This is a genomic window from Leifsonia sp. GW821-FHT13C05, assembly GCF_058806515.1.
On record NZ_JBXAPT010000001.1, the window covers coordinates 1,112,493 to 1,136,334 of the forward strand.

General features: G+C 70.3%; 21 protein-coding genes. 12 read left to right on the forward strand and 9 right to left on the reverse strand.

Annotation, left to right across the window (positions count from 1 at the left end):
* Positions 1-5: 5 nt before the first annotated feature.
* Positions 6-932: an alpha/beta fold hydrolase gene (locus AC1ROC_RS05335; RefSeq protein ID WP_492998560.1), complete on the forward strand. Its 927-nt coding sequence runs from the start codon at positions 6-8 to the stop codon at positions 930-932.
* 33 nt (positions 933-965) lie between these two features.
* On the opposite strand, the gene AC1ROC_RS05340 is transcribed toward AC1ROC_RS05335, so the two are convergent.
* The 5 genes from AC1ROC_RS05340 to AC1ROC_RS05360 form a co-directional block, all read right to left on the reverse strand.
* Entirely contained in the window at positions 966-2,492 is a 1,527-nt protein-coding gene (locus AC1ROC_RS05340; protein WP_492998931.1) for an aspartate ammonia-lyase, read from the reverse strand.
* A gap of 132 nt (positions 2,493-2,624) precedes the next feature.
* Positions 2,625-4,007, reverse strand: coding sequence for an aldehyde dehydrogenase family protein (locus tag AC1ROC_RS05345; protein WP_492998562.1), 1,383 nt, complete (start codon positions 4,005-4,007; stop codon positions 2,625-2,627).
* A gap of 9 nt (positions 4,008-4,016) precedes the next feature.
* Complete coding sequence (trmB, locus tag AC1ROC_RS05350; protein ID WP_492998564.1) at positions 4,017-4,715, reverse strand: tRNA (guanosine(46)-N7)-methyltransferase TrmB; 699 nt, start codon at positions 4,713-4,715, stop codon at positions 4,017-4,019.
* 64 nt (positions 4,716-4,779) lie between these two features.
* Positions 4,780-5,058, reverse strand: coding sequence for a hypothetical protein (locus AC1ROC_RS05355; protein ID WP_492998566.1), 279 nt, complete (start codon positions 5,056-5,058; stop codon positions 4,780-4,782).
* A 126-nt stretch (positions 5,059-5,184) separates the two neighbouring features.
* Entirely contained in the window at positions 5,185-6,639 is a 1,455-nt protein-coding gene (locus AC1ROC_RS05360; protein WP_210724043.1) for an NCS2 family permease, read from the reverse strand.
* 98 nt (positions 6,640-6,737) lie between these two features.
* Here AC1ROC_RS05360 and AC1ROC_RS05365 point away from each other — a divergent pair, with 98 nt between their 5' ends.
* Together AC1ROC_RS05365 and AC1ROC_RS05370 are read left to right on the forward strand one after the other, a co-directional pair.
* A complete protein-coding gene (locus AC1ROC_RS05365) occupies positions 6,738-8,015 on the forward strand; it encodes a uracil-xanthine permease family protein (RefSeq protein WP_085369274.1) in 1,278 nt (425 codons plus the stop codon).
* A gap of 184 nt (positions 8,016-8,199) precedes the next feature.
* Positions 8,200-8,661, forward strand: a complete 462-nt coding sequence (locus AC1ROC_RS05370) for a hypothetical protein (RefSeq protein ID WP_492998567.1) — start codon at positions 8,200-8,202, stop codon at positions 8,659-8,661.
* A 215-nt stretch (positions 8,662-8,876) separates the two neighbouring features.
* Here the strand turns inward: AC1ROC_RS05370 and AC1ROC_RS05375 are convergent, their stop codons facing one another.
* The 3 genes from AC1ROC_RS05375 to AC1ROC_RS05385 all read right to left on the reverse strand — a co-directional run bounded on the left by AC1ROC_RS05375 (position 8,877) and on the right by AC1ROC_RS05385 (position 11,134).
* The gene (locus tag AC1ROC_RS05375) at positions 8,877-9,209 is read right to left on the reverse strand and encodes a peptidase (RefSeq protein WP_085369283.1); all 333 of its coding nucleotides are present in this window, start codon (positions 9,207-9,209) and stop codon (positions 8,877-8,879) included.
* On the reverse strand, positions 9,206-10,423 hold the full coding sequence (locus AC1ROC_RS05380) for an inorganic phosphate transporter (RefSeq protein WP_492998569.1): 1,218 nt from the start codon (positions 10,421-10,423) through the stop codon (positions 9,206-9,208). The genes AC1ROC_RS05375 and AC1ROC_RS05380 overlap by 4 nt, the downstream gene beginning before the upstream one ends.
* Before the next feature lie 123 nt (positions 10,424-10,546).
* Positions 10,547-11,134, reverse strand: coding sequence for a TetR/AcrR family transcriptional regulator (locus AC1ROC_RS05385; RefSeq protein WP_492998571.1), 588 nt, complete (start codon positions 11,132-11,134; stop codon positions 10,547-10,549).
* Between the two features lie 76 nt (positions 11,135-11,210).
* Between AC1ROC_RS05385 and AC1ROC_RS05390 the strand changes: the two genes are divergently transcribed.
* Positions 11,211-13,604 carry an MMPL family transporter gene (locus AC1ROC_RS05390; protein ID WP_492998573.1) on the forward strand — a complete coding sequence of 798 codons (2,394 nt, stop codon included), beginning with the start codon at positions 11,211-11,213 and terminating at the stop codon, positions 13,602-13,604.
* A gap of 1 nt (position 13,605) precedes the next feature.
* Here the strand turns inward: AC1ROC_RS05390 and AC1ROC_RS05395 are convergent, their stop codons facing one another.
* Positions 13,606-16,170, reverse strand: coding sequence for a DEAD/DEAH box helicase (locus tag AC1ROC_RS05395; RefSeq protein ID WP_492998575.1), 2,565 nt, complete (start codon positions 16,168-16,170; stop codon positions 13,606-13,608).
* A gap of 82 nt (positions 16,171-16,252) precedes the next feature.
* Here AC1ROC_RS05395 and AC1ROC_RS05400 point away from each other — a divergent pair, with 82 nt between their 5' ends.
* The 8 genes from AC1ROC_RS05400 to AC1ROC_RS05435 are packed head-to-tail and all read left to right on the forward strand — an operon-like array spanning position 16,253 to position 23,821.
* A complete protein-coding gene (locus AC1ROC_RS05400; protein ID WP_492998577.1) occupies positions 16,253-17,779 on the forward strand; it encodes a molybdopterin-dependent oxidoreductase in 1,527 nt (508 codons plus the stop codon).
* 49 nt (positions 17,780-17,828) lie between these two features.
* Positions 17,829-18,971 carry a ThiF family adenylyltransferase gene (locus AC1ROC_RS05405; RefSeq protein WP_492998579.1) on the forward strand — a complete coding sequence of 381 codons (1,143 nt, stop codon included), beginning with the start codon at positions 17,829-17,831 and terminating at the stop codon, positions 18,969-18,971.
* A gap of 4 nt (positions 18,972-18,975) precedes the next feature.
* Complete coding sequence (locus AC1ROC_RS05410; RefSeq protein WP_492998581.1) at positions 18,976-20,223, forward strand: molybdopterin molybdotransferase MoeA; 1,248 nt, start codon at positions 18,976-18,978, stop codon at positions 20,221-20,223.
* Complete coding sequence (moaCB, locus tag AC1ROC_RS05415; RefSeq protein ID WP_492998582.1) at positions 20,220-21,296, forward strand: bifunctional molybdenum cofactor biosynthesis protein MoaC/MoaB; 1,077 nt, start codon at positions 20,220-20,222, stop codon at positions 21,294-21,296. The genes AC1ROC_RS05410 and moaCB overlap by 4 nt, the downstream gene beginning before the upstream one ends.
* Positions 21,293-21,706 carry a molybdenum cofactor biosynthesis protein MoaE gene (locus AC1ROC_RS05420; protein WP_492998583.1) on the forward strand — a complete coding sequence of 138 codons (414 nt, stop codon included), beginning with the start codon at positions 21,293-21,295 and terminating at the stop codon, positions 21,704-21,706. The genes moaCB and AC1ROC_RS05420 overlap by 4 nt, the downstream gene beginning before the upstream one ends.
* A gap of 48 nt (positions 21,707-21,754) precedes the next feature.
* Positions 21,755-22,159, forward strand: a complete 405-nt coding sequence (locus tag AC1ROC_RS05425) for a TOBE domain-containing protein (RefSeq protein ID WP_492998585.1) — start codon at positions 21,755-21,757, stop codon at positions 22,157-22,159.
* Positions 22,156-22,983: a molybdate ABC transporter substrate-binding protein gene (modA, locus tag AC1ROC_RS05430; RefSeq protein WP_492998933.1), complete on the forward strand. Its 828-nt coding sequence runs from the start codon at positions 22,156-22,158 to the stop codon at positions 22,981-22,983. Before AC1ROC_RS05425 ends, modA begins: the two co-directional genes overlap by 4 nt.
* Position 22,984: 1 nt before the next feature.
* Positions 22,985-23,821 carry an ABC transporter permease gene (locus AC1ROC_RS05435; protein WP_492998587.1) on the forward strand — a complete coding sequence of 279 codons (837 nt, stop codon included), beginning with the start codon at positions 22,985-22,987 and terminating at the stop codon, positions 23,819-23,821.
* The last annotated feature ends 21 nt before the right edge of the window (positions 23,822-23,842 follow it).

Sequence of the window (23,842 nt, forward strand, 5' to 3'; positions counted from 1 at the left end):
GAAGGGTGTCCATCGAACAGAGGCGGCCCGGAGTCGCCGGAGGCGACGACGACGCTGCGCGTCTGGATGCGGGTCTTCCCGACATCGACTGGTCCGTCGCGCCGGTCGGAGCCGTCTTCAGCCGGTTCGCCGCGCCGAGCGGCGAACTCGCCGTGGTGTCGCTCGGCGACCCGTCCGACCCGCGCGTGGTGCTCATCCCGGGCGTGACGGGTTCGAAGGAGGACTTCTACCTGCTCGCGCCGATCCTGGTGGCCGCGGGGTATCACGTGCAGAGCTTCGACCTGGCAGGCCAGTACGAGTCTGCGGACGCCGGCCCCGTTCCCGGCGGCCACTACACGTATGAGCTGCTGGTCACCGACATCGTCGCGTTCCTGCAGTCCGGGCCACCTGCCCACGTGCTCGGATACTCGTTCGCCGGCGTGCTCGCGCAGCTGGCGCTGATCGAGCATCCCGGGCTGTTCCGCAGCCTCACGCTGCTGACGACGCCGCCGGAGCCCGGCCAGGCGTTCCGCGGCGTGCGGGTGATCGGCTGGCTGAGCTGGTTCCTCGGCGGCCGCCAGGGTGCAGGGCTGATGATCTGGGGCATCGTCACGAACAAGAACAAGGTGCCGCCGTCGCGGCTCGCGTTCGTGCGCTCGCGCTTCGCCCTCACCCGCCGGTCGAGCGTCGACGACATCGTCGGGCTGATGAAACGGGTTCCGGATGTGCGCGGCAGGGTCGCAGCCACGCGCATCCCGATGCTGGTCGCCACCGGCAACCACGACCTGTGGCCGACGCACCTGCACGCGGCCAACGCGCAGGCGCTCGGCGCGACGCTCGCGGTCTACAGCACAGGACACAGCCCGTGCGAGACGGCCCCGCACCAGCTCGCGCGCGACATGGTCGCGCTGTTCCGCCGCGCAGAGCGCGCGGAGGCGGCGCGCCAGGACTGACGCGCCGCGCTCCGTTCCAGCGCGCGTCCTGCGTTAGGCCGTGGGGTCGGTGCCGGCGTCGATGATCGGGATGGCCGTCGTGATCGCCTCGAGGCCGCTCAGGCGAGCGGGCGACAGCAGCCTGGTCACGTCCTCGCGGCTCATCAGCTTGGCCTCCACGACGAGGTCGGCCACGTTGCCTCCGGTGAGCAGCGCCGTCTTGGCGAGCGCCGCCGCCGCCGCGTATCCGATGTGCGGCATGAGCGCCGTGATCACGCCGACGGACGAACCGACCATCGCTCCGAGGCGCTCCTCGTTCGCGGTGATGCCGTCCACGCAGTTCACGCGCAGCGTGTGGAAGGCCTGCGTCATCCAGGTGATCGACTGCAGCAGCGAGTGCGCGATGACGGGCTCGAACGCGTTCAGCTGGAGCTGACCACCCTCGGCGGCCATCGTCACCGTCACGTCGGCGCCTGCCACCGAGAAGGCCACCTGGTTGACGACCTCCGGGATGACCGGGTTGACCTTGCCGGGCATGATGCTCGACCCGGCCTGGCGCGGCGGGAGGTTGATCTCGCCGAGTCCGGCCTGCGGGCCGCTCGACAGCAGGCGCAGGTCGTTGCAGATCTTCGAGAGCTTGATGGCGCTGCGCTTCAGCGAACCGGAGAACGACATGAACGCCCCCGCGTCGCTCGTCGACTCGATGAGGTCGGGCGCCGTCTCCAGGTTGAGGCCGGTGATCACGTTGAGGTGGCGAACGGCGGCTGCCGCGTATCCGGGGTCTGCGGTGATCCCGGTGCCGATGGCCGTCGCGCCGAGGTTGATCTCCGCGAGGAGCCACTTCGTCTCCGTGAGGCGGGCGTGGTCTTCGGTGAGCGTGGTCGCGAAGCCGTGGAACTCCTGCCCGAGCGTCATCGGGACCGCATCCTGCAGCTGGGTGCGGCCGACCTTGAGCACGTGCCGGAACTCCTCGCCCTTCCGCGCGAACGAGTCGCGCAGCTGAGCGAGCTGGTCGAGCAGGTGCCCGAGAGCGAAGGTGAGGGCGATCTTGATGGCCGTCGGGTACGTGTCGTTGGTGCTCTGGCTGCGGTTGACGTCGTCGATCGGGCTGATGTACTGGTACTCGCCCTTGGCGTGGCCGTCGAGTTCGAGCGCGACGTTCGCGATGACCTCGTTGGCGTTCATATTCGTGGACGTGCCCGCGCCGCCCTGCATGACGCCGACCACGAACTGGTCGTGGAATTTGCCGTCGATGATGAGCTGGCAGGCCTGGTCGATCAGAGCGGCCTTGTGCTTGTCCAGCACGCCGATCTCGAGGTTCGCGCGCGCCGCCGCCTGCTTCACGCTGGCGAGCGCCACGACCAGATCCGGGTAGACCGAGATGGGACGCTTGGCGATCTGGAAGTTCTCCAGCGCGCGGGACGTGTGCACGCCCCAGTACGCGTCCGCCGGGATCTCCCGGCTGCCGAGCGAGTCGGATTCGGTGCGGACGGGGCCGCCTTCCGCGGTCGGGGTGGGAACGTCCGAGACGTTCTGCGACGCGTCGATCACGGGAATCGGGTGGGTCTTCGGCTCGTCCATCATTGCTGTCGGGGTATTCACGCTTGGCTCCGTTGCCTATCGTTTTGGGTTGGCATTCTGATGTCGGTCGTTCGTGGCCACCGACGATACGAGCCTACCGCGTGCATCCCGTGCGGTCGGGGGCTAAGCGGTTCAGCCGAGCTTGCGGAGCAGCCCGCGGGCGAACCGGTCCTTCGCCTCAGTGAACGGCGGATAGATCAGCCGCAGTGTGTCCGGTTTCAGCGATTTCGTCAGCACCGCCTTCTCGTGGCTGAACGTGCGCAGCGAGTGCTCGCCGTGATACGCGCCCATGCCACTGGCGCCGACCCCGCCGAAGGGCAGCCCCGCGACCGCCAGGTGCGCGGCGGGGACGCCGAAACCGACGGCGCCGGAACTCGTCTCCGTCAGGAAGCGCCTGCGCACCCTCTTGTCCTCGCTGAACACGTAGAGCGCGAGCGGCTTGTCGCCCGACCTGATGTACCGGATGGCGTCGTCGAGCCCGTCGACCGTGACGATCGGCAGGATCGGGCCGAAGATCTCCTCCCGCATCACCGGGGCGTCGCGTGGCACGTCGATGAGCACGGTCGGCGCCAGGTAGCGGGATGCGGCGTCGTGGGTTCCCCCGGTGACGGTCGCGCCCGCATCCAGGAGCGTCGTCAGCCGCTGGAACTGGCGGTCGTCGACGATCCGGCCGTAGTCGGGGCTGGTCGACGGGTCTGCGCCGTAGAGGTCGCTCACGGCGGCGGCCAGCGCGGTCGCGAGGCGGGCGGCGACGCTCGGGGTCGCCAGCACGTAGTCGGGGGCGACGCAGGTCTGGCCCGCGTTCATGAACTTGCCCCAAGCGATGCGCTGGGCCGCAGCATCCAGGTCGGTGGTGTCGTCGACGTAGACCGGCGACTTGCCGCCGAGCTCCAGCGTGACAGGCGTGAGATGCTCGACGGCGGCCGCGGCGACGATGCGCCCGACCCGGCCGTTCCCGGTGAAGAAGATGTGGTCCCAGCGCTGGGCGAGCAGCCCGGTGGTCTCCTCGACGCCGCCCTCGACCACGGCGACGGCCCGGGTGTCGAGGTACTCCGGGATCAGTCTCGCCATCGCGGAGGAGGTCGCAGGGGCCAGCTCGCTCGGCTTCAGCAACACGGCGTTGCCCGCCGCGAGAGCGCCGACAACGGGAGCGAGCAGTAGCTGCACGGGATAGTTCCACGGGGCGATCACCAGCACCACACCGACCGGCTCACGGACGATGGATGCGCCGGCCGGCAGCAGAGCGCCGGGAACCCCGACCCGCTTCGGCCGCAGCCAGCGGCGCAGATGCCGGGTCATGTGGTCGATCTCGCCCACCACGAACCCCAGCTCGGCGATCTGCGACTCCGTCGGGTTCTTGCCGAGGTCGGACAGCAGGGCGTCCTCGAACTCGGCCGAACGCTCGGTGAGCATCCTGCGCAGTGCACGCAACTGGGCGAGCCGCCACGAGAGGGGCTTCGTGGTGCCGCGATCGAAGGAGCCGCGGAGGTCGTCGGCGGTCTGCGCAGGTGTCATGCGGCCATCCTACGGATGCGCGGCCGGACGGTACTCCAGATCGAAGATGGCGTGCCCGAGCCGTTCGCCCCTCTGCTCGAACTTGGTGACGGGGCGGTCCTCCGGACGCGGGATGAACAGGCTCTCTCCTGCGGTGTTCACCAGGCCGGGTTCCGCATCCAGCACGGCGATCATGTGCTCTGCATACGGCTCCCAGTCGGTGGCGAGCCGGAGCACGCCGGTGGGGGCGAGCGCGCGGACGATGAGCTTCGCCACATCCGGCTGCACGATGCGCCGGCGGTGGTGGCGGACCTTCGGCCACGGGTCGGGGAAGTAGATCATCACCTCGGCGATGCTGTGCTCGGCCAGGCCGTGCTCGAACACCTCGACGGCGTCGTGCCGCACCACCCGGATGTTCTCGATGCCGCGCACGCGCATCTCGCCGAGCACGCGCCCGACGCCCGCTCCGTGCACCTCGACGCCGAGGAAGTCGGTGTCCGGATGCCGCTCCGCGAGCGTAAGCAGGTTCTCGCCGTTGCCGAAACCGATCTCGACCGCACGCGGCGCACGGTGGCCGAACGCCGCATCCAGGTCGAGGAGCTGCCCGTCGAACTCGACGCCGTACACCGGCCAGAGCTCGTCGATGGCGCGGGTCTGCGCCTCGGTCTTCCGCCCTCGCGTCACGAAACTGCGGGTGCGGGTGCTCTGCTGCTGCTTCTCGTCGTCCACGTCCTCCATTGTCCCAGGCCCGGGGACCGCGAAAGTCCGGCGCGGGAGACGCAGGCCTCGGGCGCTAGAGCCAGGCGAGCGGGAGGAACGCGAGGCCGACGCCGACGCCGATCACCGCGAGCAGCGCCACGAACACGGCGCCGGCGAGCATGATCGAGTTGAGGACGATGCCCCAGACCGCGAACGCCTTCGCCTGCGGTTCGCGGCCGAGCGCCAGGATGCCGACCACGAGGCCGGCGATGGGTGCGACGAACGTCCAGCTGAAGACGATCGACGCGATCCCGAGCGCGAAGCTCGTGATGCTGAGCGTCCGGGCGGGAGCCTGGTATGCGACGTTGGTCATGGGTGCTGGTTCTCCTCGATCGATGGTGTGCATCCAGTCAATCGGCAGGCGCGCATCCACACCATCCGGTTATCCCCCGATTCCGCTCAGGGGTCACCCTGATCTGGAATCGGGGGCTGATCTTCGCTAGTGCGGGAGCACGGCCTCGATCGGACCCCTGGCGAAGTAGACCAGGAAGCCGGCGGCGACGATCCAGAGCAGCGGGCTGATCTCGCGCGCCTTCCCGGAGAGCGACCGGACGAGCACCCAGCTGATGAAGCCGACGCCGATGCCATTGGCGATCGAGTACGTCAGCGGCATCACGATGATCGTGAGGAAGACCGGGAGGACGCTCGAGAACTCCGAGAAGTCGATGTGCCTGATCTGCACGACCATCAGCGCACCGACGATCACAAGGGCGGCAGCGGCGACCTCCAGCGGGACCACCTGGGTCAGCGGGGTGAAGAACATCGCGAGCAGGAACAGCGCGCCGGTGATGACGCTGGCGAAACCGGTCTTCGCCCCCTCGCCGATGCCGGATGCCGACTCGACGAACACCGTGTTCGACGATGCGGAGGTGCCACCGCCGACGATGGCGCCGACGCCCTCCACGATGAGCGCGGGCTGCAGGCGCGGGAACGTGCCGTCCTCCTTGGCGAGACCGGCGCTGCGGGCGAGGCCGGTCATCGACCCCATCGCGTCGAAGAAGTTGGTGAAGACGAGGGTGAAGATGAGCATGATCGCGGCGAGGGCGCCGATGCGGCCGAACGAGCCGACCACGTCGAACTGACCGACGAGGCTGAGGTCGGGAAGCGCGACGAGCGAGGTCGGCAGCTGCGGGACGGTGAGGTTCCAGCCTGCCGGGTTCTTGCCGAGCGACGGCCCGACGTGGAAGATCGCCTCGGCGACGATCGCGACGACGGTGGCTGCGACGATCCCGATCAGCAGCGCGCCCTTGACCTTGCGGGCCATCAGCACGGCCATGATCACCAGCGCGACGAGGAACACGACGGTCGGCACGGTGGCGATCGATCCCGCCTCACCCAGCTGCACGGGAGGCGACGACATGTTGGTGCTGCGCACGAAACCGCTGTCGACGAAGCCGATGAACGCGATGAACAGGCCGATGCCGACCGTGATCGCCGTCTTCAGCTGCGGAGGGACGGCGTTGAAGATCAGGCGGCGCAGACCGGTGGCCGCGAGGATCACGATGATGACGCCGTTGATGACGACGAGGCCCATCGCCTCCTGCCAGGTGAGGATCTTCACGACGTTGACCGCGAGGAACGAGTTGATCCCGAGCCCGGCGGCGAACGCGAACGGCAGCCGGGCGACCAGCCCGAACAGCACGGTCATCACACCGGCGCTCAGCGCGGTGACCGCCGCGAGCTGCGTCCCCTGCAGCGAGTGGCCTGTCACATCCTCCGTCCCGCCGAGGATCAGCGGGTTGAGGATGACGATGTACGCCATCGTCACGAAGGTCAGGACGCCGCCGCGCAGCTCAGTGGCCCAGTTGGACCCGCGGGCGCTGATCTCGAAGAACCGGTCGAGCCTGCCGCGGAACGTCGGCGCGGTTTCGGTGTTCGTAGGCGATGCGGACAAGGTCGTCTCCCGTAGTATCTCCGAGGGCTTTCATGCGCGAACGCGCGCCAATAAGCCTAGACGCCCGCAACGCCCCGATACGACGCGAAGGATGCGCCATGCCCCTGCCCTGGAAGCTACACGGTGACGGAAAGGACGTCGCGGCCTCGGCCGTCGTCCTCCCGGGAGAGCGGCTCACCTGGCCGCGCACGATCGGTCTGGGCGCCCAGCACGTCGTCGCGATGTTCGGTGCGACGTTCCTCGTGCCCGTGCTCACGCACTTCCCGCCGAGCACCACGCTGCTCTTCTCCGGCATCGGCACCATCCTGTTCCTGCTGATCACCGGCAACCGGCTGCCCAGCTACCTGGGCTCGTCGTTCGCTTTCATCGCGCCGATCACGGCGGCGACGGCCAGCAACGGGATGGGCGGGGCCCTGTTCGGCATCGTCGCCGTCGGCATCCTGCTGGCCATCGTGGGCGGGATCGTGATCCTGACCGGCACCGGCTGGATCGACGCCCTGATGCCCCCGGTGGTGGCCGGCGCGATCGTGGCGCTGATCGGGTTCAACCTGGCTCCCGCCGCCCGGGACAATTTCGTGAAGGCGCCGTGGACGGCCATCGTCACGCTGCTCGCCGTTCTGCTCTGCACCGTGCTGTTCAAGGGGCTGCTCGGCCGCTTGTCGATCTTCATCGGCGTGGTGGTCGGCTACATCTTCGCCGTGATCGTCGGCGAGGTCGACTTCACCGCCGTCGCGAAGGCGGACTGGCTGGGCTTCCCGACGTTCGCATTCCCCGCGAACCCGTTCGAGAACCCCGGTGCGACGTTCGGCATCCTCCCCGCATTCCTGCCGGTCGTCCTGGTGCTCGTGGCCGAGAACGTCGGCCACATCCGCGGCGTCGCCCAGCTGACGGACCCGTCCGTGAACAAGCTCACCGGCCGCGCCCTGTTCGCCGACGGCCTGGCGACGACCATCGCCGGGTTCTTCGGCGGCTCGGGAACGACCACGTACGGCGAGAACATCGGCGTGATGGCCGCGACCCGCGTCTACTCGACCGCCGCATACTGGGTGGCGGGCTTCGTGGCCGTGCTTCTCGGCCTCTCCCCCAAGATCGGCGCTGTCATCAACACGATCCCGGCCGGCGTGCTCGGCGGCGTGACCACCGCCCTCTACGGCCTCATCGGCATCATCGGTGTGAAGATCTGGCTCGACAACAAAGTCGACTTCTCGAAGCCGGTCAACCAGTTCACCGCCGCCACGGCCCTCATCGTGGGCATCGCGGACTTCACCCTCAACCTCGGGCAGCTCACCTTCAACGGCATCGCGCTCGGCACCATCGCCGCGATCGTGGTCTACCACCTGATGCGGACGGTCGCCCGCCTGCGCGGCACCGACTGACGGGCTCCGCCCTCGGCTCCGTCCGCGGCTCCGTCCGGTGTCCGTTCCAGCGGAGAATCGCGCGTCGCCCGCGTGAATCTCCGCTCGGACGGACACCGAACCGGCGTGTCCGCCGGGATCTCCTGCGTTACTCGCCCGCGCCGATGCCGGCCGCCTTCGACGCACCCTGCGGCATGATGGGTGTGTGCAGAGGACGAGGAGGCCGATCGCCGTCGCGGGAACGCTCGGCGCGCTCGTCCTCGCGGCCGCCACACTCTCCGGGTGCGCGCCGGTGGTGCGCTCGTGCCCGAGCTGGGCGGATTTCTCCGACCCCGACGCCGCATACCGGCAGGCGGACGTGGTCGTCGTCGGACACGTCGCGGGACGGGACGGCACCATCGGGACAGCGTTGGGCGACGTGCGCGCCTACCGGTTCGAGGTCGACGATGCGGTCAAAGGCAGCGCATCCGGAACCGTGGTGCGGATCGGATCCCGCGCCGACCCGTGCGACGGCGGCGACGGATACACCAGCGGCGACGCGCTCGCGACCGCTGCCGACCGCGTCATCGTGTACGCGATGAACGACACCGGCGGACTCGTCACCCTCACCCCGAGCCAAGGCGTGACGGCACTCCCCGAAGGCGCTCCCCTTCCGTTCGGCCGCTGACCCACGCTGACCCCACTTGCGCATCCGTGCGCGAATCGGCAGGCACTGTTGGATGTGCGCGCAGACACCGCGCCGCTGGCGGCCTCCGCGGCACGACGACGTGCACGCTGAATCCCAGTCCGGAACCCACAAGACCTTCTTGAGGAGTCCCATGCGATCTTTCACGGCCACAGCGATCGGAGCCGTCGCAGCGGCGGCCACCGCGCGAGGCGCCCTTACTGGTGGAAGAACGGGATGATCAGGTACAGCCCGTACAGCACCGCGAGGCCGCACCCCACGAAGCACGCGTACGCGCCGGTGAGCGCCCAGCGCTTCTGCGCGTCCGAGAGGGGATTCTTCTTGCGGGCTTTCGCGGCCTTCTTGAGGGCGCGCGCCGCCTCCTCCGGGGAGATGACGGTGATCGCGTCGGTGAACTCGACCGGCTCGACGAACAAAGCCCGGCCGGCGACGGCGAGGAGGCGCGTGCCGAGGGCATACAGGCTGACGACGACGCACGCGCCGACGATGGATGCTGCGAAGACGATCAGGAAGGCGACCCAGTCGATCATGCTGATTCCTTCTCCTTGCCGCGCGGCTTCTTGAGCGGCTTGACCTTCTTGATCTTGACGGCGCGACCGGATGCTGCAACCTCGCTGACACCCTGCACCGGGGCGGGGGCGACCGCGTTCTCGCTGTCGACCTTGTTGCGGTTGGACAGCCAGAAGATGAGCACGATCACGATGACCGCGGCGATCGCGTCGATCGCGAGGCCGATCGGGCCGAGGCCCACGAGCCAGGCCGAGACGGCCCCGACGATGCCGGCGGCCGGGAGGGTGAGCAGCCAGCCGAGGGCGATCCTGCCCGCCGTGCCCCAGCGCACGGACGCCCCGCGGCGGCCGAGGCCGGAGCCGATCACCGAACCGGATGCGACCTGCGTGGTGGAGAGGGCGAAGCCGAGGTGACTGGAGGCCAGGATGGTCGCCGCCGTGCTCGTCTCCGCCGCGAAGCCCTGCGCGGGCTTGACCTCGGTGAGGCCGCGGCCGAGCGTGCGGATGATGCGCCAGCCGCCCGAGTACGTCCCGATGGCGATGGCCAGCGCACAGGAGATGACGACCCAGAGCTCCGGGCCCGAGCCCGCCGCCTGCGCACCGGAGGCGATCAGTGTGAGGGTGATGACGCCCATCGTCTTCTGCGCGTCGTTCGTTCCGTGCGACAGCGCCACCAGGGAGGAGGAGAAGATCTGTCCGTAACGGAAGCCGCCGCGACCATCCGGGCGACCGTCGTAACGGCGGGTGATCCAGTACGCGAGCTTCGTGGCGCAGTACGCCACCACACCGGCCGTGACCGGGGCGATCACCGCGGGCAGGATGACCTTGTCGAGCACGACCACGAAGTCGACCGAGCCGAGCCCTGCGCCGACCAGGGCTGCACCGATCAGGCCGCCGAACAGGGCGTGGCTGGATGACGACGGCAGGCCGAGCAGCCAGGTCACCATGTTCCAGATGATGGCGCCGACCAGACCGGCGAAGATCAGCTCCGGCGTGATCTGCACGCCACCGTCGCCCTCCCGGATGATGCCGCCCGAGATGGTCTTCGCCACCTCGGTCGACAGGAACGCGCCGACGAGGTTCAGGACGGCAGCGAGAGCGACCGCGACCTTCGGGCGCATCGCACCGGTGGCGATGGGGGTGGCCATGGCGTTCGCTGTGTCATGGAAGCCATTGGTGAAGTCGAAGAACAGGGCCAGCGCGATGACCAGCACGACGATGAGGGTGAGATCCACCGGTTTCTTTCTCGTCTCGGGACACAGTCCGCCCCGCGGAAGTTCATCGGGGATTCATGCAAGTGACCTGGCGCTGTTAGGCAACCACGAAGATACTCACACGGCTGGCGGGCGAGGTCAACTTCACCGGGAGCCGACCGGACGGGGACCGAGGACGAGATCGACCAGGCGTTCCGCGAATCCGGGGTCGGAGGGCGCTCCGGCCAGGGCGCGGAAGATCAGCGCGCCGATGACCGTCTCGCTCACGTCGTCGATCGGGAGGTCGGCGCGCAGCTCTCCCGACGCGCGCGCATCCCGCAGCCTGGTGGCGAACAGGCGGGGATCTGCGAGGGATTCGCGCAGCCTGCTCCCGACGTCGGCGTTGGCCGTCGCCGCGGCGATGAGGGACCGGAACAGGGCCTCCCCCGTCGCGCTCTCGAGCACCGTCAGCACCTCGGTGAGCCAGGAGGTGAGGTCGTCCCGGAGGTCGCCGGTGTCGGCCAGGACGAAGCGCTCCGGCAGCAGCATCCCTTCGAGCAGGCACTCCGCGATCAGTTCGCTCTTGCCGGACCACCAGCGGTAGACGGTCTGCTTGCCGACGCCGGCGCGCGCGGCGATGCCCTCGATGCTGAGGTGGTCGTAGCCGCGTTCGGCGAACAGGGCTGCCGTGGCGTCGAGGATGGCGAGCCGAGCCGCTTCGCTGCGGGGAGCCCCTCGTCGTCCTTCCGGCATGGCTCACAGCTTACCTGCATATTTCGAGACGGACCGTTGCGTATTATCGACGCGGACGCCACGAAAGGGATGCGACATGGCCGAACTGCTCTACCGCCTCGGGAAGTTCTCCGCACGACGCGCCGGGCGGGTGATCGTGGCGTGGATCATCGTGCTCGGCATCGCCGTCGGCGGGTTCCTGATCGGTTTCAAGGGGCTCGCGACGAGCTTCGACGTGCCGGGCACCGCATCCGGGGCGGTCGTGGACGAGCTGATGAAGAAGCTCCCGGACTTCGCCGGCGCCTCGGGGACCGTGGTGTTCCAGAGCAAGGACGGCTCCGCACTCTCCGACGCGCAGCGCAAGGACATCAGCGCCCTCGTCGCCGACGCGGACGGCCTTCCCGACGTGTCCGGCGTCAACGACCCGTTCAGCACCGAGAAGGAGCGGGCGGACCGCCAGGCGCAGGTCGCAGACGGCACCACGCAGCTGGATGCGGCGGCGGCACAGCTCGACGCCGGGCAGCAGCAACTGGATGCGGCGAAGCAGCAGCTCCAGGCCGCCGGCCTGCCGACCACGCAGCTCGACGCGCAGCAGCAGACCATCGACACCAACCGCGCCACCGTCGAGGCGAAGCAGAAGGAGCTCTCGCAGGGCGCCGAGCTGCTGAAACTGTCCGACGGCATCCGGGTGGTGTCGAAGGACGGCGCGACGGCGCTGGTCAACGTGTCGTTCACGAAGCCCCGCCTCGAACTGTCCGAGGACTCCAAGCAGGCCGTCATCAAGCACTTCGAGGCGAAGCCGATCGACGGCGTCACGGTCTCGTTCTCCACCGACATCGCCCAGGGTGTGCCGCAGATCGTGGGCGTCGGAGAGGCGGTCGGCGTCGTCTTCGCCGCGATCGTTCTGGTGGTGGTGCTCGGCTCGCTGGTCGCGGCGGCACTCCCCCTGGTGACCGCGCTGTTCGGCGTCGCCGTCGCGGCGCTCGGGTCGCTCGCGTTCTCCGGGATCGTGGACATGGCGTCCGTCACGCCCGTGCTCGCCATCATGCTCGGCCTCGCCGTCGGCATCGACTACTCGCTGTTCATCGTGAAGCGGCACAGGCGGCAGCTCCTAGAGGGGGCGGAGCCGCACGAATCGGTGGGCCTCGCGAACGGCACCTCCGGCAACGCCGTGGTGTTCGCCGGCACGACCGTCGTGGTCGCCCTGCTCGCGCTGAACGTCACCGGCGTCCCGTTCCTCGGCCTGATGGGCACGGTCGGCGCCGTCGCCGTCGTGCTCGCCGTCCTCATCGCGATCACGCTGACGCCCGCCGTCCTCGGCCTCCTCGGCACCCGGCTGCTCTCCAAGCGCGCCAGGACGAAGGTGGGGACCGTGCACCACGACGACAGCACCGTGAAGCCGATGGCGACCTGGCGTGCCGTCGTCACGGTGATCGCGACCGCCGCCGCCCTGCTGGTGGTGGCCATCCCGGCCCTGTCGATGCGGGTCGGCCTGCCGGACGGCTCCTCGGAGCCCGTCGGATCGACCACGTACAACGCGTTCGAGCAGACCGCCGACGCGTTCGGGGACGGCGCCACCGGCCCGCTGCTCGTCACCGCGAACGTCCCGGCCGGCCTCGCGGACGACAAGGTCACCGCGACCCAGCTCGACGTCGCCCGCACGCTCGCCGACCAGAAGGACGTGGTCGCCGTCGCGCCGATCGCGGTCTCCGACGACCACCGGCTGATGGCGTTCCAGGTCATCCCCACCGAAGGCCCGAACAGCGTCTCCACCGAGAAGCTCGTCGGCGCCCTCCGCTCGCTCGGCACCATCGACGGCGACATCACCCTCGGCGTCTCCGGCCAGACCGCGATCAACCTCGACATCTCGCAGAATCTCGCAGACGTGCTTCCGCTCTACCTGGTGGTCGTGGTCGGTCTGTCCCTGCTGATCATGATCCTGGTGTTCCGTTCGCTGCTGGTGCCGCTCATCGCGACGGGAGGCTTCATCCTGTCGCTGTTCGCGACGTACGGAGCCATCACCGCCCTGTTCCAGTGGGGCTGGGGAGCGGACGCCCTCGGCATCCACACCGGCCCCATCCTGAGCTTCCTCCCGGTGATCCTGGTTGGCATCCTGTTCGGCCTGGCGATGGACTACCAGCTGTTCCTGGCGTCCGGGATGCGCGAGGCGTACGTGCACGGAGCCTCCGCCCGCCTGGCCGTCACGAAGGGCCTCCGGGCCGGACGCACCGTGGTGATCGCTGCGGCCCTCATCATGATCTCGGTCTTCGGCGGCTTCGTCTTCAGCGAGTCGACGATGATCCGCTCCATCGGCTTCGGCCTCGCCTTCGGCGTGCTCGTCGACGCCTTCGTGGTCCGGATGCTGCTGATGCCCGCCCTGATGCACCTGCTCGGCCGCTCGGCCTGGTGGCTGCCGCGCTGGCTCGACAAGGCGCTGCCGAACGTGGACGTGGAAGGGGCGGCGCTGGAGCGGCGGCACCACGTGGGGTGAATTACAGCCGCCCCACGCCCGTCACCGACAACACCGCGACGCCCGCCTCCGCGGACGCGGGCAGCAGCACCTCGGCACTGATGCCCCAGTCGTGGTCGCCGGCCGGGTCGGCGAAGATCTGCCGCACCTTCCAGACGCCGTCTGTTGCCGCTGCCGTCTCGTCGACGATGATCATGGCCGCCGAGCGGGCCGCAGCGTCCGTGCCGATCTCGTCGTGCTCGGCGTAGTAGGCCTCCAGGGCCTCATCCCAGTCGAGTTCGGTGAAGGTCGGGGTGGCGAGTCCGGCGAGGGCTGCGGCCTCCACTTCGACCGCACCGAGGTCCTGCACCTTGTCGAGGGCCGCCAGCTGCACGCGGCGGAACAGTTCGTTGCGGACCAGCACGAAGAACGCGCGCCGGTTCGTGGTCACGTTGCGGGGCGCAGGAGGCGCCAGCTCCCCCGCGGAGGCCGCGTGCGCGGCAGCATCCGGATGGATGAGCTCCTCCCACTCGTCCAGGAGGCTCGAGTCGACCTGCCTGACCAGTTCGCCGAGCCACTCGATCAGGTCGCGGAGGTCGTCGGTGCGGAGGTCGGCCGGCACCGTCTGGCCGAGGGCACGGTATGCGTCGGACAGGTAGCGCAGCACCACGCCCTCCGAGCGGGCGAGCTTGTAGAGGGCGATGTACTCGCCGAACGTCATCGCGCGCTCGTAGAGGTCGCGCACCACCGATTTCGGGCTGAGCTCGAAGTCGGCCACCCACGGCTGGCTGGCCGCATAGGTGGAGAATGCGGCGGCCAGCAGTTCGGCGTGGGGCTGGGGATGCGTGACCTGCTCCAGCGCCTCCATCCGGTCGTCGTACTCCACACCGTCGGCCTTCATGGCCGCCACCGCTTCTCCGCGCGCCTGGAACTGCTGCGCGGACAGCACCGGCCGCGGGTCGTCGAGGGTCGCCTCCACCACCGAGACGATGTCGAGGGCGTACTCGGGGGCCTCTGGATCGAAGAGCTCGAACGCGGCGAGCGCGAACGGGGACAGCGGCTGGTTGAGGGCGAAGTTCGGCTGCAGGTCGACGGTCAGCTGGATGCGGCCGTCCACGTTCTCGACGACGCCAGCCGTGAGCAGCGAGCGGTAGAGGCCGAGGGCGCGCCTGGCGAGGGCGAGTTGCCGTTTCCACGGCTCGTGGTTGTCGAACACCAGCGCGCGGACGTGCTCGAACACGTCGCCGCCGCGGGCGATCACGTTGATGAGCATGGCGCTCGTGATCTGCATCGAGGAGGTCAGTGTCTCCGGCTCGGCCTCGATCAGCTTCCTGAACGACGGCTCTCCCCAGGAGACGAAGCCGTCCGGCGCCTTCTTGCGCACGATCTTGCGGCGCTTCTTGGGGTCGTCGCCCGCCTTCTCGATGGCTTTCAGGTTTTCCGTCTCGTGCTCGGGCGCCTGGGCCACGACCGTTCCCGCCGTGTCGAACCCCGCCCGGCCGGCGCGTCCGGCGATCTGGTGGAACTCGCGGGCGTTCAGCTGGCGCATCCTGGTGCCGTCGAACTTGGTGAGTGCCGTCAGCAGCACCGTCCGGATGGGGACGTTGATGCCGACACCGAGGGTGTCCGTGCCGCAGATGACGCGGAGCATCCCGCGCTGGGCGAGCTGCTCGACCAGCCTGCGGTATTTGGGCAGCATCCCCGCGTGGTGGACGCCGATGCCCTGGCGCAGCAGCCGGGAGAGCGTCTTGCCGAAGGACGTGGTGAAGCGGAACTCGCCGATCAGCTCGGCGATCGCATCCCGTTGCTCCCTGCTGGCGATGCGCGCGCTCGACAGGGCCTGCGCGCGTTCGAGGGCGGCCAGCTGGGAGAAGTGGACGATGTAGATGGGCGCCTGGCCGGTGCTGAGCAGGTCTTCGACCGTCTCGTGCACCGGGGTGAGCTCGTAGTAGTAGTGCAGGGGCACCGGGCGCTCGACGCCGGTGACCGTCGCGGTCTCCCGTCCGGTGCGGGCGCCGAGGTCGTCGGCGAGCGCCGTCACGTCGCCGAGGGTCGCGGACATGAGCACGAACTGCGTGCGCGGAAGGGTGAGCAACGGCACCTGCCACGCCCAGCCGCGGTCGGGGTCGGAGTAGAAGTGGAACTCGTCCATCACGACCTGGCCGACCGGGGTGTCTGCTCCGTGCCGGAGGGCGAGGTTCGCGAGGATCTCCGCCGTGCAGCAGATGATCGGAGCATCGGCGTTGACGGCCGAGTCCCCGGTCATCATGCCGACGTTCTCCGCCCCGAAGATCTCCACCAGCGAGAAGAACTTCTCCGACACGAGCGCCTTGATCGGTGCGGTGTAGAAGCTGCGCTCTCCGCGGGCCAGCGCGGCGAAGTGCGCCGCGACGGCGACGAGCGACTTGCCCGTTCCTGTCGGTGTGCTCAGGATGAGGTTCGCCCCGGCGACGATCTCGATCACCGACTCGTCCTGGGCCGGGTACAGGCTGATGCCGCCCTCCTCCACCCAGTCCACGAACGTGTCGTAGAGGGCGTCGTCGTCCAGGCTTGCTGGACCGGTGTAGCCGGGGATCGTCCCGACGCGGAGCTGACTGCGTTCTGACATCGTGCGTCAAGCCTCCCACGCCCGGATGCGGCGCGGGCGCAGCACTCGACTCTGTCCCAGCTTGCGGCCATACTCTCTGCGCATGGTGTCGTTCTGGCGCTCGGCGTCGACCGGGGTGGCGAGTGTGCTCGCCGGTGTGGGGGCCGGGGAGCTGGTCAGCGCGTTCCTGGTGCAGAACGGCAGCCCGGTGCTCGTGGTCGGCGCCCTGGTGATCGACCTCGTCCCCGCCTGGCTGAAGGAGGGCGTCATCGCCCTGTTCGGCACCGGTGACAAAGCCGTGCTGGTGATCTCGCTCGGCATCGTGCTGCTGGTCGCCGGAGCGCTGGCAGGCTGGCTGGAGCTGCGCAGGCCGCCGCTCGGGCGCATCCTGATCGGGCTGGGAGGCGCGTTCGGCGTGCTGGCCGCGCTCACCAGGTCTGGGGCAGGATTCCTGGATGCTGTCCCGTCGGTCGTGACGGCCGGTGTCGGCATCCTCGTGCTCGGGTCGCTGGCCAGGATGCTGCGCGGCACCGTGCCGAGCAGGATCTCGCCGGACGGCGCCGTGACCAGGCGCCGCTTCGTGACCGCCACCGCCACCACGGCCGCCGCTGGTGCGCTGGCCGTGGTCGTCGGGCAGGTCGTGGCGACCGGGTACCGCACTGCAGCGGCGGCGCGCGCGGCGTTCCACCTGCCGAAGCCCGCGGTCGCTGCCCCGCCCATCCCGGCCGGCGCCTCGTTCGACATCGCCGGCCTCTCCCCCGTCATCACCCCCAACGCCGACTTCTACCGCATCGACACCGCCCTGCAGATCCCCGGCATCGACCCGTCCTCCTGGAAACTGCGCATCACCGGCATGGTCGAGAACGAGGTCGAGCTGAGCTTCGCCGACCTGCTGAAGCTGCCGCTGGAGGAGTCGACCACCACCCTCACCTGCGTCTCCAACGAGGTCGGAGGCGACCTGATCGGCAACGCCACCTGGCTCGGCTACCCCATCCGGCACCTGCTGGCCCGCGCGAAACCGAAACCGCAGGCGGACATGGTGCTGTCGAAGAGCCAGGACGGCTGGACGGCGAGCACGCCGATCGAGGCGCTCACCGACGAGCGGAACGCGATCCTGGCGGTCGGGATGAACGGGCAGCCGCTCCCTCTGGAGCACGGCTACCCGGTGCGGATGGTCGTGCCCGGCCTCTACGGATACGTGTCGGCCACCAAGTGGGTGGTCGAGCTGAACGTGACCAGGTTCGACGCCGTCACCTCGTACTGGACGGACAGGGGCTGGTCGCAGCGCGGGCCGGTGAAGCTGTCGTCGCGGATCGACGTTCCCGCATCCGGCCGCCAGGTCGCAGCCGGAACGGTGGCCGTCGCCGGTGTCGCCTGGTCGCAGCACGTCGGCGTGAGCGCCGTGCACGTCCAGATCGACGGCGGCGAATGGCACGAGGCGACGCTCGCCGACGCGATCTCCGCCGACACCTGGCGGCAGTGGAAGTACGCATGGGCCGCGACGAAGGGCTCGCACACCATCCGGGTGCGGGCGACGGATGCGACGGGCATGGTGCAGACCTCGCGGGTCGCCGATGTGGTGCCCGACGGGGCGACCGGGCTGCACAGCATCCAGGTCACCGTCTCCTGAGCAACCGGCCGACTGAGTGACCGTCCCCTCCGCAAGCGATACTGGGCTCATGGGGATTCCTCCGCTCGTCGCACCAGGACCAGACCTCTCGCCGGACCGCGAGGCCCGCTACGCCCGCACCGCCCAGCTGCCCGGCTTCGGGATGCTCGCCCAGCGCCGCATCCGGAACTCCCGCGTCCTCGTGGTCGGCGCGGGCGGGCTCGGCGCCGCTGTGCTCCCGTTGCTGGCCGCGTCGGGCGTCGGAACCATCGGCATCGTGGACGACGACAGGGTGGAGCGGAGCAACCTGCCGAGGCAGACCGTGCACACCCCGGCCGACGTCGGGCGCGCCAAGGTCGACTCCGCGGCGGACGCCGTGCGCGCTCTGGACGCGGAGACCGAGCTGGTGCTGTTCCGCGAGCGGCTGACCGCGCAGAACGCCGAGCGCATCCTGGCCGGGTTCGATCTGGTGCTCGACGGCAGCGACAACTTCCCCACGCGCTATCTGGTGAACGACGCCGCCGTGCTCGCCGGCGTGCCCGTGGTGTGGGGCGCCGTGCACCAGTTCGGCGGCCAGGTGGGCGTCAGCTGGGCGGAGCACGGGCCGCACTACCGCGACCTGTTCCCGGTGCCTCCCGAGCCGGGCAGCGTCGCCAGCTGCGCGGAGGCCGGTGCGCTGCCGTCGGTGTGCGGGATGATCGGCAGCGTGATGGTGAGCGAGGCGATCAAGCTCGTCACGGGGACGGGGACGCCGCTCATCGGGCGGGTGCTCATCCACGATGCGCTGCGCGGCGATGTGCGCGAGCTGGCGTACGAGCGCGACCCCGCCGCCGCGCCGATCACCGGTCTGATCGACTACGACGCGTTCTGCGGGCTGACCGACGCCGTCGCCCATTCGATCAGCCCGGCCGAGCTGCACGCCAGGCTCCTCGCCGGCGAACCGCACACGCTGCTCGACGTGCGCGAACCGTGGGAGGCGGACATCGCCGAGATCCCCGGCTCTCTGCTGGTTCCGCTGGGCGTCGTGCTGGACGACGCGGAGGGCGTCGCTTCCCGGCTGGGCGACGACCCCATCGTGATCGTCTGCCACCACGGCATCCGGGCGGAGACGGCGAGGCAACGGCTGGTGGAGGTGGGAGCATCCGGGATCGTCCTGTCCGGGGGCATCGACGCCTGGGCACGAGACATCGACGCCGACCTGGCGCGATACTGAGACCATGACGCCACCGCGCACGGTCGAGGAGCACGCAGAGACCATCGCCCGGCTGGTCGAGCCGTTGCTCGCCGGGGGCACGACGGAGCGCCTGCCGCTCGCGCAGGCCGCCGGGAGGGTGACCGCCGCCGCCGTGCGCTCCGACGTGGACCTGCCGCTGTTCCGCAACTCGCAGATGGACGGGTACGCCGTCCGCTCCTCCGACATCCGGAACGTCCCCGTCGCGCTCGAGGTCAGCGGCGACATCCCGGCCGGGCACACCGTTCCGGTCATCCTCACGCCGGGGACGGCGCTGCGGATCATGACCGGCGCGCCGGTGCCGAGCGGAGCGGACACGATCGTCCCGGTGGAGGACACCGACCTGGTGCTCGGCCGCGACGACGACCTGAGGGGCGCCGTGGTCACGATCGGCCGGTCCCGCCGCCCGGGCGAGTACGTGCGCGAGCGGGGAAGCGACCTGCGCAGGGGCGACGTGCTGGTCGAGGCGGGGGTCCGGCTCGCTGCGCGCCACCTGGCCGCGCTGGCGGCTGCGGGAGTGGAGGCCGTCGACGTGCGCCAGCTGCTGCGCGTCGGCATCCTCACGACCGGCGCCGAGCTCGTGAGTGCCGAAAAGGGCAGCGCCGAAAAGGGCACGGACGGGACGCCCGCCGGGTTCGGCCAGGTGTTCGACGCCAACGGCATCGCGCTCGCCGCGCTGGTGCAGGAGTCCGGCGCCCTCGTCTCGGTGCGCACGGCGACGAGCGACGACCACGACGAGTTCGAGCGGGCGCTGATGGATGCGGTGGGCGCGAGCGACCTCGTCGTCACCTCCGGCGGCATCTCGAAAGGCGCGTACGAGGTGGTGCGGGAGGTGCTGCAGCCCCACGGAGCCGAGGTGGTGACCGTCGCGATGCAGCCGGGCGGCCCGCAGGCCACGGCGGTCGTCGCGGGTGTGCCCGTGCTGTCGTTCCCCGGCAACCCCGTGAGCACGCAGGTGTCGTTCACCGTGTTCCTGCGCGACCTGCTGCGTGCCTCCGCCGGGCTCGCCGCCGCGGGCGTGGAGACCGCGCAGCTCTCGGCCGAGCTGCGGTCGGTGGTGGGGAAACGGCAGTTCCTGCGGGGCAGGCGGCTGCCGGACGGCACGGTGGAGCAGGTGGCAGGTCCGAGCTCGCACCTGGTGGCCGCGATGGCCAGGGCGGACGTGCTGATCGACGTGCCGGCGGAGACGGAAGCGCTCGCGGCGGGCGACGACGTGACAGTGTGGACACTATGAGCGGGGATGCTGTGGGAACGGGTGCAGCGGGGTCTGGTGCAGCGGGGTCTGGTGCTGGGTCACAGGCACGGCTGAGCCACCTCGACGGCGACGGGCGCGCCAGGATGGTCGACGTCGGCGGCAAGCCGGAGACCGATCGGGAGGCCGTGGCGCGCGGGCGCGTCGTCACCCGGTCGGACGTGGTGCGGCTGGTCCGCGCCGACGACCTCCCCAAGGCCGACGTGCTCGCCACGGCTCGGCTCGCCGGGATCGGCGGGGCGAAACGCACCTCGGAACTGATCCCGCTCTGCCATCCACTCCCGCTGTCCGCGGTGGACATCGAGTTCTCGCTCGACGCGGAGGCCGGCGTGATCGACATCCAGGCGACGACCCGCACGCACGGACGCACCGGAGTGGAGATGGAGGCGCTCACGGCGGTGGCGGTGGCCGGCCTCACGCTGCACGACATGATCAAGGCCGTCGACCCCGCTGCGACGCTGACCGACGTTCAGCTGCTGTCCAAGAGCGGCGGCAAGCGCGGCGAGTGGCGGAGGGAGGATGCGGAGGCGGAGCATGCGGGCGCACCGGACCACGCAAGCGGCGACACTGCGACCGCACCCACCGCATCCACCGCCATCGTCATCGTCTCCTCCACCCGCGCCGCCGCCGGGGAGGCCGAGGACACCACCGGCCCGGTGATCGCCACGTGGCTGGCCGAGCGTCGCCTTCCCGCCGAGGTGCGGGTGGTCGCGGACGCCGACATCGCCCCGGCCATCCGGGATGCACTGTCCGCCCGCCCCGCCGTCCTCCTGACCACCGGGGGCACCGGCGTCTCCCCCACCGATCGCACGCCGGAGGCGACCGCCGCCGTGCTCGACAGGACCCTGCCCGGCGTCGCGGAGGCCCTGCGCGCCCGCGGAGCTGCGCACACGCCGCTCGCCGCCCTGAGCAGGGGCGTCGCCGGTGTCGCAGGTGGCACGGTCGTGGTGAACCTGCCCGGTTCGCGCGGCGGCGTGTCCGACGGCCTCGCCGTGCTCGACGACCTGCTCCCCCACCTGCTCGACCAGCTGCGCGGAGGCGACCACACCCGATGAGCGACGTCTACGCCTCGATCAGCGCCGACCCTCTCGACGGCACGGCGGTCGACGAGTTCGTCTGGCGGGCCGAGTCCGGCGCCGTCGTCTCCTTCCAGGGCATCGTGCGCGACCACGACGGAGGGCGCAGTGTCGTCTCCCTCGACTACCGGGCGCATCCGGAGGCCGAGCGGTTCCTCCGCGAGTGCTGCGAGGAGATCGCGTCGCGGACGGGACTCAGGGTCGCCGCGGAGCACAGGGTCGGCTCGCTGACCATCGGAGACCCGGCGCTCATCGCCGCCGTCGCTGCTCCGCACCGGGCGGAGGCGTTCGAGGCCTGCGCCGCTCTCGTCGAGCTGATCAAGGCGCGCGTGCCGATCTGGAAACGCCAGCACTTCGCCGACGGCGTCTCCGAGTGGGTGGGCCTCTAGCCGCAGATCCGCGTGCGCAGACGCAGATGCGGCGCTATCGTGTGTTTTGTGCCGCAGATTCGGATAAAAGACGCCGCGCTCTACCTCGGGGTGAGCGACGACACCGTGCGCAGATGGATCGACGCCGGGACGCTCGGAAGCGCGACGGACGGCGCTGGCCGCACCGTGGTCGACGGGCTCGAACTCGCCCAGCTCGCCAAGCAGAACGCCGTCCTCCCCGACGACCCGTCCGGCGTCGCGCGCTCGGCCCGCAACCGCTTCGTCGGACTGGTGACCGGCATCGTGATGGACACCGTGATGGCCCAGGTGGAGCTGCAGTGCGGCCCACACAGGGTGGTGTCGCTGATGAGCAGCGAGGCGGTGCGCGAACTGGGGCTCGAACCCGGCTCGGTCGCCGTCGCGGTCGTCAAGGCCACCACCGTCATCGTCGAGACCCCCCTCGGGAAGGACTGACCGTGCCCCGACGACTGACCGTGCACCGACGGTCCATCGCAGCCATCGCGGCAGCGGCCCTCGCCCCCGCCCTCCTGCTCTCCGGATGCGCGGCCTCCTCCGCGACGCAGCCCACCGCATCCACGGGGCCGGCATCGGCGGATACGGTCGACGGCACGGTCACCGTGTTCGCGGCTGCATCGCTGACGTCCAGTTTCACCGCGCTCGGGAAGGCGTTCGAGTCCGCGCATCCCGGGGCGAAGGTCACCTTCGGTTTCGCCGGGTCGTCCGACCTGGTCTCGCAGCTGACCGAGGGCGCGCCCGCCGACGTGTTCGCGTCGGCGGACGAGGCCAACATGGCGAAGGCGGTCACGGCGAAGCTGGCGGACGGGAAACCGGTCGACTTCGCCACGAACGTCCTCGCCATCGCCGTCCCTCCCGGCAATCCGGCGAAGATCACCGGGTTCGCCGATCTCGCGAAGCCGGGGGTGAAGACCGTCGTGTGCGCTCCGCAGGTGCCGTGCGGGGCTGCGACCGCGAAGGTGGAGGCGTCGAGCGGGGTGACGCTCACGCCGGTGAGTCAGGAGTCGTCGGTGACCGACGTGCTCGGCAAGGTGGAGTCCGGTGAGGCGGACGCCGGGATCGTCTACGTGACGGACGTGAAGGGGGCAGGCTCGAAGGTCGCATCCGTCGCGTTCCCGGAGGCGTCAGGCGTGGTCAACACGTACCCGATCGTGGCGGTGACCGGGGCGCCCAACCCGAAGGGGGCCGCGGCGTTCGTCGACTTCGTCACCGGCGGGAAGGGCCGCGCCGTGCTCGCTGCCGCCGGGTTCGGTGCGCCGTAGCGTGGCGTCGTCCCCGCGCCGCCTCGACGTGCCCGGCTGGATCGTCGCGCTGGCGGTGCTCGGCGGCCTGTTCGTGCTGCTGCCGCTGGTCGCGATGCTGCTGCGGGTCGACTGGGGCGAGTTCATCCCGCTGATCACGTCGCCGTCGTCGCTGGATGCGCTCTGGCTGAGCCTGCGCACCTCCCTGGCCGCGACGGCCCTCTGCGTGCTGCTGGGGGTGCCGATGGCGACCGTGCTGGCGCGGGTGCCGTTCCGCGGGCAGCGGGTGGTGCGCGCGGTGGTGCTGCTACCGCTGGTGCTGCCGCCGGTCGTGGGCGGTCTGGCCCTGCTCTACCTTTTCGGCCGGCGCGGCCTCCTCGGCGGCGCGCTGGACGTGGCGTTCTCGACGACGGCGGTGGTGCTGGCGCAGACGTTCGTCGCCCTGCCATTCCTGGTGCTGAGCCTGGAGGGTGCCCTCCGCACGGCGGGAACCCGGTTCGAGGCGGTCGCCGCGACCCTCGGAGCGCGGCCGGCGACGGTGCTGTTCCGGGTGACGCTGCCGCTGGTGCTCCCCGCGCTGCTGTCCGGCGCGATCCTGTCGTTCGCCCGCGCCCTCGGGGAGTTCGGCGCGACCCTCACCTTCGCGGGCAGCCTGCAGGGCGTCACGCGCACCCTCCCGCTGGAGATCTACCTGCAGCGCGAGACCGACCCGGATGCGGCGGTCGCGCTCTCGCTGGTGCTGATCGCGGTGGCGGTGGTGGTGGTCGCGGTGGCGCACGGCGCCGGCGAGCCGGGACGGCGGCGGCTGCGGGCGGTCGGTGGGTCCGCCCGCCGGCCGGGGCAGGCGGCGGCGCGGTGAACGGCGTCGACTCCACCGTCC